The following is a 12,650-nucleotide window of genomic DNA, read 5'->3' as shown; positions in this document are numbered from 1 at the left end:
CAGTTATAGTCCCACCCCATGGATAGACCCCCTTATCTGCGCAAGCGCCGGCCGGCCCCTGACGAAAGCGAAGGCCTGCTGTGGCGGCTGGTAGCTGCGCTGGTGGCGGTGCCGCTTTTTGAGGTGTCACTGTTTCTGGGCATGTACCTGATTTACCCGTCGCGCGGTGTGGCGTACTTTTTTATGTCGATTCCGCTGTGGATGCACGGTGTCTACGTCGGCACGGCCGTTCTCATCGGGCTGCTGTTTGGCTTCAAGGGCATCACCTGGCTGCTGGGCCACCTCTTCATGACGCACCATGAAAACGAACGCAACCGGCTGGTGACGGCGCTGCTGTGGGGCTGGCTGGCGGGGCTGGCGTTTGTGGCTTCGCGCTTTGTGCCTTAGTGCCTTAGTCCGCGCGCTGACATCTGCTTGCATTGAGCCCGGCGCCGCTGGGCGGCCGCTGTAATACATTCACTGCCTTCCTCACCCTTTCACATCACCTGGATACCCATGCGCCCAAGCTCCCGGCCTCTTTGCACCACGCTCGCCACCTTCGCCCTCACCTTGCTGCCGCTGGCTGGCGCRCAGGCTGTTACCCCGGCTGAACAGCCGTATGTCGGTGGCTACACCCAGGGCTCGGTCGATTCGCGTGCGCAGCTGATGCTGCTGGACGACAACACGTTTTGTTTTAGTTTCATGGGCGGCTCGCTCGACATGCTGGCCGGCGGGCGCTGGAAGGCTGAAGGCAACGGCGTGCGTCTGCAGGAAGTGCGACAGAACGGCTCCGTCTTCCCCGTCTTTGGCAGGGCGGTGCTGCCTGAGAAAGGGCCCGTGGAGTTTGACTTTCACGGCCATTCGCTCTCTCGCGCGGTGTCGGCCGCGTTTGCCACGGGCGCCGACGAGACCTTGCCCACCAGTCTGCGCCGGCTTTTCAAGGACGGCCACAACGGCTGGTCTTCCAGCTACAAGCTGCCGCCCATGCCGGTGGCGCAGGTGCGCTACTTTTATATAGCCGACGCGGAAGTGGATGCCAACGGCCAGCCCAAGCAGCTGCGCGTGGTGCAGTACCGGCGTGGCGATGCGAACACGCTGCGCGTGGGCTACAACCCGGCGTTTGGCAACCCGCCGCTGAACCAGCTTGCCACGCTGAAAGACGATGTTCTGCAAGTAGACGGCAGCCGCTTTGGCGCGCGCAAAGAGCTGCCGGAAAGGGCTCTGGAAAGAATACGCTCGGCCTGCATACGGCCCGCGCTGGCGGAGGCCAAACGCCCCAGCGAAGAAGAAGCCGCAGAGATAGCGGCCGGACGCGCGACGTCCGTGAAACAGCCACCGCTGGTGCCTGTGAAAACCTTCTATCTGCCGCTGACGGCCCTGCAGGGCGCGGCGTATTTTTCTGAAGACAAGTAGGCTGGATGTGTCGCTGCGGCGGGCGCAATTTGCTACCAAATTAATAGCTGTTCGCGCAGACTCCTATTGGGCTACAGGCATTTTTTATGCTTGAAGAAACCCAACAGGGCTGCCTCCTTCGCCCCGGGCCACTGCCGCGCACCGCAGCGCTGTTATTGATACCGGCGCAGCCAGGGCACCCGCTGTAATACATTCATTGGCTTCAACCCCCACCGGACTCACTGCCCATGCGCTCCATCTCCCAGCCTCTTGGCACCGCACTTGCCGCCTTCGCCCTCACCTTGCTGCCGATGGCCGGCGCGCAGGCGCTGACCGCGGCTGAAAAGCCGTATGTGGGTGGCTACACGCAGGGCTCGGTCGACTCGCGTGCGCAGCTGATGCTGCTGGACGACAACACCTTTTGCTTTACCTTCATGGGCGGCTCGCTCGACATGCTGGCCGGCGGGCGCTGGAAGGCCGAGGGCAACGGCGTGCGCCTGCAGGAAGTGCGGCAAAACGGCGCGATCTTCCCCGCCTTTGGCAAGCAGGTGCCTGAGCAGAAGGAGACTGTGGCGTTTGACTTTCACGGCTATTCGCTTTCGAACGCAACGTCTGCCGTGTTTGCCACTTCCGGCAACGACGCGCTGCCCACCACGCTGCGCCCGCTGTTCAAGTCAGACCAGAACAACTGGTCTGACAGCTACAAGCTGCCGCCCCTGCCGGCGGCACAGGTGCGCTACTTTTATATAGGCGACGTGGAGGTGGACGCCAACCGCCAGCCCAAACGGCTGCGCGTGGTGCAGTACCGGCGCGGCGATGCGAACACGCTGGCCGTGGGCTACGACCAGTCGTTTGGCAACCCGCCGCTGAACCTGTCTGCCACGCTGAAAGGCAGCGTGCTGCATGTAGACGGCAGCCGCTTTGGCAAACGCGACGAGCTGCCGGGCGAGATCCTCGAAGGCATACGCGCAGCCTGCATACGGCCGGCGCTGGTGCCGGGCGCCAAACGCCCGGCGGAAGAGGGCAGCGAAGAAGAAGCCCAGGACAAAGCCGCCGCAGCCTTGGGCAAGGTGGTGGTGCGCAATGCGCCGCTGGCGCCGGTGAAAACTTTCTATCTGCCGCTGACGGCGATGCAGGGCGCGCCGTACTTTCCCGGCACGGAGAAGTAACTCAAAGCAGGCCACGGCTGGTTACCGTGGGCGGCCGCTATTTGCTCCTGAATTAATAGCTGCTCGCGCACAGCCTTATTGGGCTGCAGCCACTTAAGATAGCGTTGCGCATTGAGGTTGGCGGACCCGCAGCCCGAGCACCACCTTTCCCGGCATCACCTCCTCACCGCTTGCGCCCGCGCAACGCGCCGGGCTTGCCAGTCCATGCGCCCAAAAAAAACATCGAAAAAAGCGGCAGCGCGGCCGTGGCGGAAGGGTCGCGCTTGAGCGGGTGCGGGTTTGTTTCGGCGCGGGCTGCGGGCTTGGCGGCCGGGGAAGGTGCGGCGTAAGGGCGGGCTTGGCGTTTTGTCATCCTGATGGGTCCGGTTTCAAAAAAGGGAAAGCAAAAGCGCTAATGGTGGGCGCTGGCTGTCGCCGGGATGTCGCGATGCGTGCTTCCACACGGCATCCGGCCGCGACATCTCCGCGACAGCGGAGCGGCACAGTGCGTCCAGCCTGGCGATCCGCCGGCGGCCTTTTTCCAAAAACCGTCCCAGAGGAAATCTCCCTATGAAGTGCAAATCTGTTGTTGTTCCCGCCGGTGTGGTGTTGCTGTCGGCGCTCACGGGCGTTACGGGTGCTTATGCGCAGCCGAAGCCCGAGCCCGGGGCTTCACCTTGGGGCCTGGGTGTGGGCGTGGCGGCCCGAACCGACATTTACGCGGGCGAAAGCACCAAACTGCGCGCAGTGCCGCTGATCAGCTACCAGGGCGAGAAGTTCTTCTGGCGCGGCATCAGCGGGGGCTACCACTTGCTCAGCCGCGACGGTTTCACATTTGATGCCACGCTGGGTGCCCGGCTGGGCGGCATCAAGAAAGATGATTTCGGCGTAGCCGAGCTTGCGGCCCGGGGCATCAACCGCAACCTGCTGGAAGACCGCGACGGCGGCCTGGACCTGGGGATTGCCGGGTCCTTCAAGGGCCAGATGGGCGTGGTGGAGCTGGCGCTGAAGGCCGATGTGTCGGGCACGAGCAAGGGTTACGAGGCCTCGGCCAAATACGGCTATCCGCTGCAGTGGGGGTCAACCACGATCACGCCCAACATTGCGGTCAGCCATTACTCGGCCAAGCTGGCCAACTATTACTACGGAACACTGGACACGGAAGTCGCCCGCGGTGTGGTGAACTACAAGCCGGGCAGCGCGGTGATTCCGCGTGTCGGTATTGAGGTGATGCGGCCCTTTGCCGACAAGTGGATTCTGGCGGGCGGCCTGTCTTACAGCGCGCTGCCAAACAAGATCCGCAACAGCCCCTTGGTGGACAGGGACGCTAATGGAGTAACTTCTGTTTTTGTCGGGGTTTCGAGGAAATTCTGACACCCGCCGCGCCACCACGCGACCGAGATAGAGGACCGAGATGAACATGATTGAAGGCCCCTTGAGCATCCTGATCGTCGAGGACAACGCGCCCATGGCGGCGAATATCTACGACTACCTGGAAGCCTGCGGCCACAAGCCCGACGCCGCGCCCGATGGCAAATCGGGGCTGGGCATGGTGCAGGCGAATCACTACGACGCGATCGTGCTGGACTGGATGATGCCGCGCATGGACGGCCTGACGATGCTCACGCAGCTTCGGGGCGAACTCAAGTCCAGGACGCCGGTGATCATGCTGACGGCCAAAGACCAGCTGGACAACAAGCTGCAGGGCTTTGAAGCCGGGGCCGACGACTACCTCGTCAAACCCATCGCGTTGCCGGAACTTGAAATGCGGCTGCGGGTGCTGGTGACGCGCAGCCATGCGGCGCAGGCCCCGGGGCAGGTGCTGGAAGTCGGCGACCTGCGCTTCAACCTGCAGTCGCTGGTCGTGACCCGGGGAGACCGCGAACTGTCGCTGTCACCGATCAAGCGGCAGATACTGGAGGTCTTGATGCGACGCTCGCCGCACGTCGTGAGCCGCGAACACCTGGAGTCGCAGATCTGGGGCGAACGCACACTGGACAAGGACATCCTGAGGTCGCATATGCACCTGCTGCGCAAAGAGGTCGATGGCGAGGGCACCCCGAAAATCCTGCACACCGTGCTCGGGCAGGGCTACAGCTTGCGGGTGCAGGATGGCGAATAAACCACGCATGTTCGACCTGCATTGGCGCATCAGCGCCCTGTTCGTCGCTTTCGGGGTGTTGCTGGCCCTGGGGGTCAGTGTCTCGGTGGGCTTCGGCCAGGTGATGATCACGCACCCGGTATGGGAGCAGATACTGCGCTCGACCACCCAGCATTACATTGCCGGCAGCAGGGGCAAGCAGCCCGTGCCTTTGCCGACACAGGGCGCCTACAAGGGATGGCACCTCAAGAGCGGCACGGCCTTGCCCGCCGACATGCCGCCCTACCTGGCCACGCTGCCCGCCGGGTTCTACAGCGAACAGGATCTGGACCGGTTTGACGAGCACGACTACGCGGCCCTGGTCACGCCGGTCGCGGACGGCCGCGTGGTCACCGTCATTGACATGACCGACATCGAGCAGCTGCAGAACAAGGTGGGCATCGGGGGCTTGATCTTTGTGCTGGTCAACCTGGCGCTGGTGGGCGCCACGCTGCTGTGGCTTCACGGCAGCCTGCGCAAGCCGGCCAGGGCCCTGGCGCAGCACATGGAAGCGCTGGACCCGGAACAGCCGTCGCAGCGGCTGTCGGTCGATTACCCGCAGGCGGAGCTGCACGACATCGCGGTACAGGTCAACCGCCACCTTGAAAGGGTGGAGCGCTTCATCGAGCGGGAACGCAGCCTGCTGGACCAGGCCAGCCATGAGTTCCGCACCCCGGTCGCGGTGATCAGCGGCGCGGTGGACGTGCTGGCCAAACAGGCGTTGCCCACGCAGGCCAAAGGCCCGCTGGACCGGATTCGCGGCACGGTCGACAACCTGACCGAAACCATGGGCGCCCTGCTTTACCTGTCGCGCGAGCCGGATGGCAACGCAAGGGTGGAGACCACCCGGGTCGACCTGATTTTGCAGGAGCTGATGCAGGACCATGAGCACCTGCTGGCCTTCAAGCCCGCGCGCTTTGTGCTGGTCGAGTGCGTGAGCCTTTCGGTCAATGCGCCGGAAGCGATGGTCAGGATCGTCATTGCCAACCTCCTGAGAAATGCGGCCGAGAACACGCAGAAGGGGGACGTCACGGTCAGCCTGACCGCACACAGGCTGCGGGTGAGCGACTCCGGCGAAGGCTTCGACGCGGTGGAGGCCGCGCGCAGCTACAGCGCGGCCTTGCAGACGTCCATGAAGCCCGGCGGCGGCCGGGGGCTGGGGCTGTTTTTGACGAAGCGGATCTGCGAGCGCTTCAAATGGTCGCTGGCCATTTCGTCAGCGGTGAGCAAAGGTTCGGTGGTGGATATCCGCTTCTAGTTTCCAGCTTCTGGTTTCAGGCATTCACCGTGCCCGGAAAAGACGCGGGGTAACGCAGGGCGGCAGCAACGCCGGGCGGGCAGGACGGCCCCATGTTGCTACCAAATTAATAGCTGCTTGCGCACATTCTTATTGGGTTGCAGCCACTTTTTATGCCTGAAAATGCCTTGAAAAGACCTCAATCAGACCCTGCGACCTTTATCCACCCGGAAAATCAAACTGCGGCGCGCTGCTGCTCAGTACCGTGGTGACAGGCGCGGCCGGCCAGGCGGCGGCCAGCTCGGCAGCGAGTGTGCTGATGAGGCGGCGCACGTCGTCTGCCGCCGTGGCGTGCAGGGCTTCGGCCACGATGAGCACGCTGTGCGTCGCGGCGCTGACCGCCGAGAGGCCRCTTTGCCGGTGGGTCCAGCGGCGGGCGTGAGCTGCGGGCGGCTGTGCTGCGTCGGCAAAGATGACTTCATGCGGCTCGGGGCTTTCTGTTTCGCCGCTGAAGGCCTGGTAGCTTTCAACGCCGGTGGCGTAGCGCACCTCCAGCTGCTGCGCCACCCGGGCCACGTCAAACACGGCGACGGGAATGGCGAACGCGATCGACACGGCGTTGCACAGGTCAACCAGCGGATGCAGCTGCGGCAGCGAACCTTCCTTGCGGAAGCGGCGCAGCAGTGATTCAGACGCGCAGCGGTACTGCGTGGGCTTGTGGCCCATTTTGGAAAAAGTGCGGCGCCAGGCCTGCACTTCGGGCAGCTCGCCTTCAGCACAGCCGGCAAGGCGGCCGGCAGCAATGGCGTTGAAACGGGCGACCTGGGCGGAGACGTCTGCATCGGCGGTGATGCCGCTGGCGGCCAGCACACCGGGCACCAGCTCGGGGTAGTCGGCCCAGATAGCCGGGGAATGGCGGAAGAACATGCGCGGCTGCCTTTTTTAAAAAGTGAAACAGCGGCCAGCATGCCGCCGCGCGCACCAGCCGTCTTGAACGTTATTGCAGCGAGCTTTTGGCCATGGCCTGCTGCCAGGCGCCGGGCGTGAAGCCGAACTGGCGGGCGAACAGCCGCGTCATATGGCTCTGGTCGGCAAAGCCGCAGGCCGCAGCTGCCTGCGCCAGCCCGGCGCCGCCGCGGATGAGGCCGCGCGCTCGCTCGGCACGCTGCTGCAGCAACCAGGCGTGGGGCGTGAGGCCGAAGGCCCTTTCAAAACGGCGCAGCAGCTGAAACTTGCTGAGCCCGGCCGAGTGCGCCAGCTCCGTCAATGTGGGCGGGGCGAGCAGGTCGGCGGCCAGGTGGTCGCGGGCGCGGTGCAGCTCAGGCGAAGAAGGTGAGGTGGACGATGAGACTTGCGATTGCGTGACAGGTGAAACGGCATGACGGTGCAGCAGCAAGGCACAGGCGCGGACCAGCGCCTCTTCACACGCGAGGGGATCTGCACCGCGGCGCCCCGCACCGGCGTCCCACTGCTGCAGGTGGCCGAGCAGGTGTTGCAATGCTGTGCGCAGGCGCACGTCCCGCGCGACGGGGCGCGTGAGTTCGATGTCAGTGGCCCGCGAGGTGTCTTCCGCATCAGCCACAAGGGACGCGATGACCGCAGGCTCAAAGTACAGCATGCGCCAGCGCCGCGAAGGGCCGCCCAACGGCCGGCCGTCATGCACTTCACCGGGGTTGCACATGATGACGTCACCTGCATAAGCATCAACCGGGCCGCGGCCACTGGCCGAGCTTTGCGCGCCCTGCTCCATCAGCCCTACGCCATAGACGGAGTGCCAGTGGCGGCCGAAGTGGCGCGCGCTTTCCATCTGCGTGGCGTAGATGCCCGCCCACGGCGAGCCGAAGACACGGCCCTGGTGGGCGGATGATGCGGATGCGGAGGGCATGGGCGTCATGATGCCTCGGGAATGCGCGGCGCGCCAGCCCTAGTGGCGCCCTCTCAAGACGGCGCCCTGGCGTCAGGGCTCCGCGGCTTTTAAAGCGGTGGTATTCAGATGGCAGGCCGATATTTGCGACGGCGCGACTTCGATCAGGGCCGGCCGGACTTCCCGGCAAATGGGCATGACATGCGGACACCGGGGGTGAAACGCGCAGCCACTGGGCACGTTCATCGGGCTCGGCATCTCGCCCGCAATCGGCCTGTACGTCAGCGGTTTTGCATCCATGCGCGGCGCGTCGGCAATGAGCGCCTTTGTGTAGGGGTGGTTGGGTTGGCTGAAGAGTGTTTCCGTTTTGGCCAGCTCCACGATGCGGCCAAGGTACATGATCGCCACCCGGTCGGCCAGATATTCCACTACGGCCAGGTTATGGCTGATGAACAGGTAGGCAAGGTTCTGCTCTCGCCTGAGCTTCTGGAAAAGATTGAGAACCTGCGCCTGGATGGACACATCAAGCGCGGACACTGCTTCATCACAGACGACCAGCGATGGCTTCAGGGCCAGCGCCCTTGCGATGGCGATTCGCTGCCGCTGCCCACCCGAGAACTGGTGCGGATAGCGTTCGCCGTAACTGGCGTCAAGACCCACCTGTTCCAGGAGGCCTCGCACGAACGAGTCTTTGTCCTTGGCGGAAATCAGCCCGTGATAGATCGCCGCCTCACTGAGCAGCTGATCAACACGCAGCCGCGGATTGAGCGAGCCGTAGGGATTCTGGAAGACCATCTGGACGTTTCGATGGACATCCGAAAGATAGGGCTTGCCCGGCACCTGGTGAACCATAACGTCACCGCTGGACGGTTCCAGAATGCCCGCGACGATTCGCCCGAAGGTTGATTTTCCGCAGCCCGACTCGCCCACCAGGCCGACCACCTCCCCCGCCTCGATCTGCAGGCTGACGTCACTCACTGCGGACACCTGTTTGGGTGTCTTGCGGGCCAGCTTCAATTTGTGCGCCAGTTTCCCGCTCCAGGTTTGCGCGGCACCAAACCGTTTCGAGACATTGGCCGCTTCAAGTATCGTGGTCATGAGTTGTGGGTGGTATAGGGATGAAAGCAAAGAAACTCCCGGTCATCTGTCCGGGTCAGGCCGGGCATCTTTGTGCACGCTTGCGTTGCCCGGCTGCAGCGGGGTGCGAACGCGCAACCAGACGGCAGATTGAGCAATGGCGGCGTACTGCCGGGAATCGGCTTGAGCAGGGAGCCGCGATCCTGTGACTTGGGCAATGAGTCGATCAAACCGCGTGTGTAAGGATGTCTCGGCGACCTGATCACATCAGCGACCGCGCCTTTCTCGACAATGCGGCCGGCGTACATCACGCACACGTAGTCGGCGAGGTCTTTCACCACACTCAGATCGTGCGTTATCCATACCAGTCCCGTTCCGCGCTCTTTTGTCAGCTTGCGGATCTGGTAAAGGATCTGCGCCTGGATTGTGACGTCCAGGGCGGTCGTCGGCTCGTCGGCGATGATCACGGCCGGCTCATTGACGATGGCGTTTGCGATGGCTATTCGCTGGCGCATGCCACCCGAGAGTTCATGCGGATAGGCGCGCATCCTTTCGGCTGGTGCCGGTATTCCCACCGCTGCCAATGCGGCGCATGCCCGCTCCGTGGCATCTGACCGGGATACTTTGGCGTGAATCCGGATGGTTTCCGTCAACTGGTCTCCCACCCGGATGACAGGGTTGAGCGACATCATGGGGTCCTGGAAAACCATCGCCATCTCTTTACCCCGAATCCTGTTCCATTCGCGGGCGGAGACGGAGCGCAGGTTATTTCCCCGCAGGAGAATTTCACCGGAAACGATTCGACCGGGAGGATCCACCAGATTCATCAGGGACATTGCCGTCACGGACTTCCCCGATCCCGACTCGCCCACCAGGGCAACGATTTGCCCTTGCCCGACCGAGAAGGAAACGTCGTTTACCGCCCTGGCGACACCGGCCTTGGTCTCGAAATGGGTCGTGAGCCCATTGACCTTTAACGCACTTGTGCTCATACCTGATCCAGCTTGGGGTTGAAAACAACACGCAGACGATCACCGATCAGGTTGATCGACCCCACCAGGAGCACCAATGCCAACCCCGGATAGACCGAGATCCAGTATTTGTTCGTGAGCATGTACTCGAATCCATTGGCAATCAGCAACCCCAGCGAGGGTTCTGTCTGGGGAAGCCCTATGCCCAGGAAGCTCATCGTTGCCTCCAGGCTGATGGCGTGCGCCGTCTGCAGAGTGCCGGTGACGATCAGCGTTCCCATGCAGTTCGGCAGCACATGCCTGAACATGATCCGCCTGGGGGGCAAGCCTTGCCCCATCGCTGCCTCCACATACTCTTTTTGTTGCTCCACCAGCGCGGCCCCGCGCACGTTGCGGGCGTAGTACGCCCATTGAACAATGATCAGGGCCAGCAGGGTCTTGTCTACGCCCTGGCCCAGCGATGCCAAAAGTACCAGCGCGATCAGGATGGCCGGCAGGCTCAGTTGCAAGTCAACGATCCGCATGAAAAACGAATCAACACGTCCGCCAAAGTAGGCGGCCGTCAGGCCCACTGTTGTTCCGATACAAAGTGCGGCCAATGCACTGAGAAGGCCGACAGCCATGCTGATGCGAAGCCCGTAGAAGATTGCGCTGATCAGATCCCGTCCGGCGCCATCGGTGCCGAGGACATGCAGCATTCCGGTCGCTTCGCTGCGCGCACCTGGGATGAGTTCCGCGTCCACTATCGATACGGCGGCCAGGTCGTACGGATTTTGCGGTGAGAAAAGCGGTGCGCCCAGTGCCACGATGAGCAGCAGCCCAAAGACGACAAGCGCCACCAACGCAATTTTGCTGAGCAGGAATTGCCGCCGGATCCGGCTCCACGGGGTTTGTGCCGGCTGCGCCACTGGCAGGTCCGCCAGTTTTTCTTCCGGATTCAATGATTCGGTCTGGATCATGGGGTCACCTCATTTTTATTTGCTGCGGGCTCTGAGCCGGGGATCAAGAATCACGTACAAGAGATCCACCAGAAGGTTGATGGAGACCACCAGAAGAACGGTGACCATCAGGTAGGCCACGACAACCGGCCTGTCGAGATGGAGGATCGAGTCAATGATGAGTTTGCCCATGCCTGGCCATGCAAAGACCGATTCGGTCACCACAGAGAAAGCGATGAGGTGACCGAACTCGAGCCCGACGGCGGTGACAACGGGGATCATCACATTCGGGGCAATGTGTCTCGCCAGGAGCCTTAACCCGGACACGCCTTTGGCGCGCGCAAACCGCACGTATTCCTGTTGCACCACATCGCGGGTTCCGGTCTCCGTCAGGCGGATCACCATGGCGATCTGGAATATCGCAAGCGTCGTTGCCGGAAGGATCATGTGCTTGAGGCCGTCCCACGTGAGGAAGCTGAAGGCGATGCCGAAGAGCTGTTCGGTATCGCCTCGCCCGCCTGACGGAAGCCATCCGAGGTTCACCGAAAAGATGAGGATGAGGATGAGCCCCTTCCAGAACGTGGGAATGGTGACCCCTGCGATTGAAAATCCGGCAATGAGCTTGTGAACCCAGGAGTCCGGCATCAAGCCCGCGACGAGCCCGAGAGGGATACCGATGGCCAGTGCCAGTATCAGCGCAACAAACGCCATCTCCAGGGTTGCGGGCATGCGCTCCAGAACAATTCCCAGCGCCGGCCGGTTGAAGACAAACGATTTGCCAAGGTCTCCCTCGACCGCATGCTTCACAAACAGTGCGTATTGTTCGTATATCGGCCGGTCCAGCCCCAGGCTGCGCGCCGCGACCTCTACCTCTTCGGTGGAGGCATTCGGGCTGACGAGCAGGTGTATGGGGTCGCCAATGAGGTGAATGCCCGTAAATGCGATGGCAGACATCAGCGCAACGACGACCAGGCTGTCGCGCATTCGCTGGAATATGGGCCCAAACATCAGATTGCGTCCTTATCTCTGCCTGCGACACGGGCCAGTAAGCACCTATATCGCACGCTACTTCGCTCGAGCCCGCGGTTCCCACCCAAGGAAACCGCAACAGACCCTCTATTGCACGTCACTTCCATCAAAAACTCCAGTCAGCGGGAGGCCTCCCGCTGATACGTCACGTTCGCACAACTACTCGCAATTTAGAGGCCAACCAACACCCTTGCCAGCTTTCACCTTGTGCATTCGCGGCAACAGCGCCGCGAAATTTCTTGACAGTCATCACCGCTTCATGATCTAGTTGTAACGCTGTTTGATACAGTGTATCGCTAGTCAATACAAAAAAGCAAGCGAGTTTTTCGGGATTTATGACGGTCGGCGAGGAGGGAAGCAGGAAAGACCTGGGCGAACTGCGCCCGTGAGCACCCATGCGGCGGCGAATGATTCGCCGCCATTTACAAAACTTTTCAGGAGTGAGAAATGAAATTGAAGATAGCCTGCCTGGCTGCGATTGGCGCCGGCGCAATAACCGCAATAGCCCCCGTCGCCGCGCTGGCGCAAAGCACGGTAACGATCTACGGGAGGATGGACACGAGCTTTGAGAACTCAAAGACCGGCTCCGTCACTCAGACTTTGATCACGGGCAACGCGTCCCGGTTCGGAGCCAAGGGAACCGAGGACCTGGGGGGAGGGCTGAAAGCGCTCTTTGGCCTGGAGATGGGAATCTCTTCGGATACCGGCGCGTCAAGCTCGCCCGTCTACCGCAACTCTTACGTCGGCATCAGCGGCGATTTTGGCGTGGTCAATATCGGGCGCATCGACTCGGCCGCACCGAGCCGCACGCCCATCTATGCGATCCTGGGCCGCAACGTGGAGTACGTCATCGCCGCAACGTGGAGTACGTCATC

At 62.4% G+C, this 12,650-nt stretch carries 14 protein-coding genes; 7 read left to right on the top strand and 7 right to left on the bottom strand.

Annotated features, from left to right (window positions below):
* Positions 1-18 precede the first annotated feature (18 nt).
* The 3 genes from AC1DY9_RS22410 (at position 19) to AC1DY9_RS22400 (ending at position 2,540) form a co-directional block, all read left to right on the top strand.
* On the top strand, positions 19-387 hold the full coding sequence (locus tag AC1DY9_RS22410; protein WP_477667698.1) for a hypothetical protein: 369 nt from the start codon (positions 19-21) through the stop codon (positions 385-387).
* Between the two features lie 108 nt (positions 388-495).
* Complete coding sequence (locus AC1DY9_RS22405) at positions 496-1,392, top strand: hypothetical protein (protein ID WP_477667697.1); 897 nt, start codon at positions 496-498, stop codon at positions 1,390-1,392.
* Positions 1,393-1,619: 227 nt separating this feature from the next.
* Complete coding sequence (locus AC1DY9_RS22400) at positions 1,620-2,540, top strand: hypothetical protein (RefSeq protein ID WP_477667696.1); 921 nt, start codon at positions 1,620-1,622, stop codon at positions 2,538-2,540.
* A gap of 163 nt (positions 2,541-2,703) precedes the next feature.
* Here AC1DY9_RS22400 and AC1DY9_RS22395 read toward each other — a convergent pair whose 3' ends face one another.
* Positions 2,704-2,892 carry a hypothetical protein gene (locus AC1DY9_RS22395; protein WP_457282012.1) on the bottom strand — a complete coding sequence of 63 codons (189 nt, stop codon included), beginning with the start codon at positions 2,890-2,892 and terminating at the stop codon, positions 2,704-2,706.
* A 197-nt stretch (positions 2,893-3,089) separates the two neighbouring features.
* On the opposite strand from AC1DY9_RS22395, the gene AC1DY9_RS22390 reads away from it, so the two are divergent.
* The 3 genes from AC1DY9_RS22390 to AC1DY9_RS22380 are packed head-to-tail and all read left to right on the top strand — an operon-like array spanning position 3,090 to position 5,917.
* Positions 3,090-3,893: a MipA/OmpV family protein gene (locus AC1DY9_RS22390; protein WP_477667695.1), complete on the top strand. Its 804-nt coding sequence runs from the start codon at positions 3,090-3,092 to the stop codon at positions 3,891-3,893.
* Positions 3,894-3,933: 40 nt separating this feature from the next.
* Positions 3,934-4,641 carry a response regulator transcription factor gene (locus AC1DY9_RS22385; protein ID WP_477667694.1) on the top strand — a complete coding sequence of 236 codons (708 nt, stop codon included), beginning with the start codon at positions 3,934-3,936 and terminating at the stop codon, positions 4,639-4,641.
* Positions 4,642-4,648: 7 nt separating this feature from the next.
* Positions 4,649-5,917 carry a sensor histidine kinase gene (locus AC1DY9_RS22380; protein ID WP_477667693.1) on the top strand — a complete coding sequence of 423 codons (1,269 nt, stop codon included), beginning with the start codon at positions 4,649-4,651 and terminating at the stop codon, positions 5,915-5,917.
* Between the two features lie 198 nt (positions 5,918-6,115).
* On the opposite strand, the gene AC1DY9_RS22375 is transcribed toward AC1DY9_RS22380, so the two are convergent.
* The 6 genes from AC1DY9_RS22375 to AC1DY9_RS22350 all read right to left on the bottom strand — a co-directional run bounded on the left by AC1DY9_RS22375 (position 6,116) and on the right by AC1DY9_RS22350 (position 11,754).
* Positions 6,116-6,823 (bottom strand): B3/B4 domain-containing protein, encoded by a 708-nt coding sequence (locus tag AC1DY9_RS22375; RefSeq protein WP_477667692.1) that lies wholly within the window; start codon positions 6,821-6,823, stop codon positions 6,116-6,118.
* 70 nt (positions 6,824-6,893) lie between these two features.
* Positions 6,894-7,781 (bottom strand): AraC family ligand binding domain-containing protein, encoded by an 888-nt coding sequence (locus AC1DY9_RS22370; RefSeq protein ID WP_477667691.1) that lies wholly within the window; start codon positions 7,779-7,781, stop codon positions 6,894-6,896.
* 72 nt (positions 7,782-7,853) lie between these two features.
* A complete protein-coding gene (locus tag AC1DY9_RS22365; RefSeq protein WP_477667690.1) occupies positions 7,854-8,858 on the bottom strand; it encodes an ABC transporter ATP-binding protein in 1,005 nt (334 codons plus the stop codon).
* A complete protein-coding gene (locus AC1DY9_RS22360; protein ID WP_457282005.1) occupies positions 8,855-9,829 on the bottom strand; it encodes an ABC transporter ATP-binding protein in 975 nt (324 codons plus the stop codon). The genes AC1DY9_RS22365 and AC1DY9_RS22360 overlap by 4 nt, the downstream gene beginning before the upstream one ends.
* Positions 9,826-10,767, bottom strand: a complete 942-nt coding sequence (locus AC1DY9_RS22355; RefSeq protein WP_477667689.1) for an ABC transporter permease — start codon at positions 10,765-10,767, stop codon at positions 9,826-9,828. Before AC1DY9_RS22355 ends, AC1DY9_RS22360 begins: the two co-directional genes overlap by 4 nt.
* Positions 10,768-10,782: 15 nt before the next feature.
* Complete coding sequence (locus tag AC1DY9_RS22350; RefSeq protein WP_477667688.1) at positions 10,783-11,754, bottom strand: ABC transporter permease; 972 nt, start codon at positions 11,752-11,754, stop codon at positions 10,783-10,785.
* Positions 11,755-12,222: 468 nt separating this feature from the next.
* Between AC1DY9_RS22350 and AC1DY9_RS22345 the strand changes: the two genes are divergently transcribed.
* On the top strand, positions 12,223-12,650 hold a 428-nt coding region (locus AC1DY9_RS22345), incomplete at its 3' end, for a porin (RefSeq protein ID WP_477667687.1).

Source organism: Polaromonas sp. P1_F6, from assembly GCF_056405695.1.
The sequence above is the reverse complement of the archived record's forward strand: the minus strand, read 5'-3'. Positions and strand labels throughout refer to the sequence as shown.

Excerpts from the sequence above, each read along its gene's own strand:
- AC1DY9_RS22400 (WP_477667696.1), top strand. The coding sequence starts at position 1,620 with ATGCGCTCCATCTCCCAGCCTCTTGGCACCGCACTTGCCGCCTTCGCC.
- AC1DY9_RS22395 (WP_457282012.1), bottom strand. The coding sequence starts at position 2,892 with ATGACAAAACGCCAAGCCCGCCCTTACGCCGCACCTTCCCCGGCCGCC.
- AC1DY9_RS22370 (WP_477667691.1), bottom strand. The coding sequence starts at position 7,781 with ATGCCCTCCGCATCCGCATCATCCGCCCACCAGGGCCGTGTCTTCGGC.
- AC1DY9_RS22385 (WP_477667694.1), top strand. The coding sequence starts at position 3,934 with ATGAACATGATTGAAGGCCCCTTGAGCATCCTGATCGTCGAGGACAAC.
- AC1DY9_RS22350 (WP_477667688.1), bottom strand. The coding sequence starts at position 11,754 with ATGTTTGGGCCCATATTCCAGCGAATGCGCGACAGCCTGGTCGTCGTT.
- AC1DY9_RS22365 (WP_477667690.1), bottom strand. The coding sequence starts at position 8,858 with ATGACCACGATACTTGAAGCGGCCAATGTCTCGAAACGGTTTGGTGCC.
- AC1DY9_RS22355 (WP_477667689.1), bottom strand. The coding sequence starts at position 10,767 with ATGATCCAGACCGAATCATTGAATCCGGAAGAAAAACTGGCGGACCTG.
- AC1DY9_RS22390 (WP_477667695.1), top strand. The coding sequence starts at position 3,090 with ATGAAGTGCAAATCTGTTGTTGTTCCCGCCGGTGTGGTGTTGCTGTCG.
- AC1DY9_RS22410 (WP_477667698.1), top strand. The coding sequence starts at position 19 with ATGGATAGACCCCCTTATCTGCGCAAGCGCCGGCCGGCCCCTGACGAA.
- AC1DY9_RS22380 (WP_477667693.1), top strand. The coding sequence starts at position 4,649 with ATGTTCGACCTGCATTGGCGCATCAGCGCCCTGTTCGTCGCTTTCGGG.
- AC1DY9_RS22360 (WP_457282005.1), bottom strand. The coding sequence starts at position 9,829 with ATGAGCACAAGTGCGTTAAAGGTCAATGGGCTCACGACCCATTTCGAG.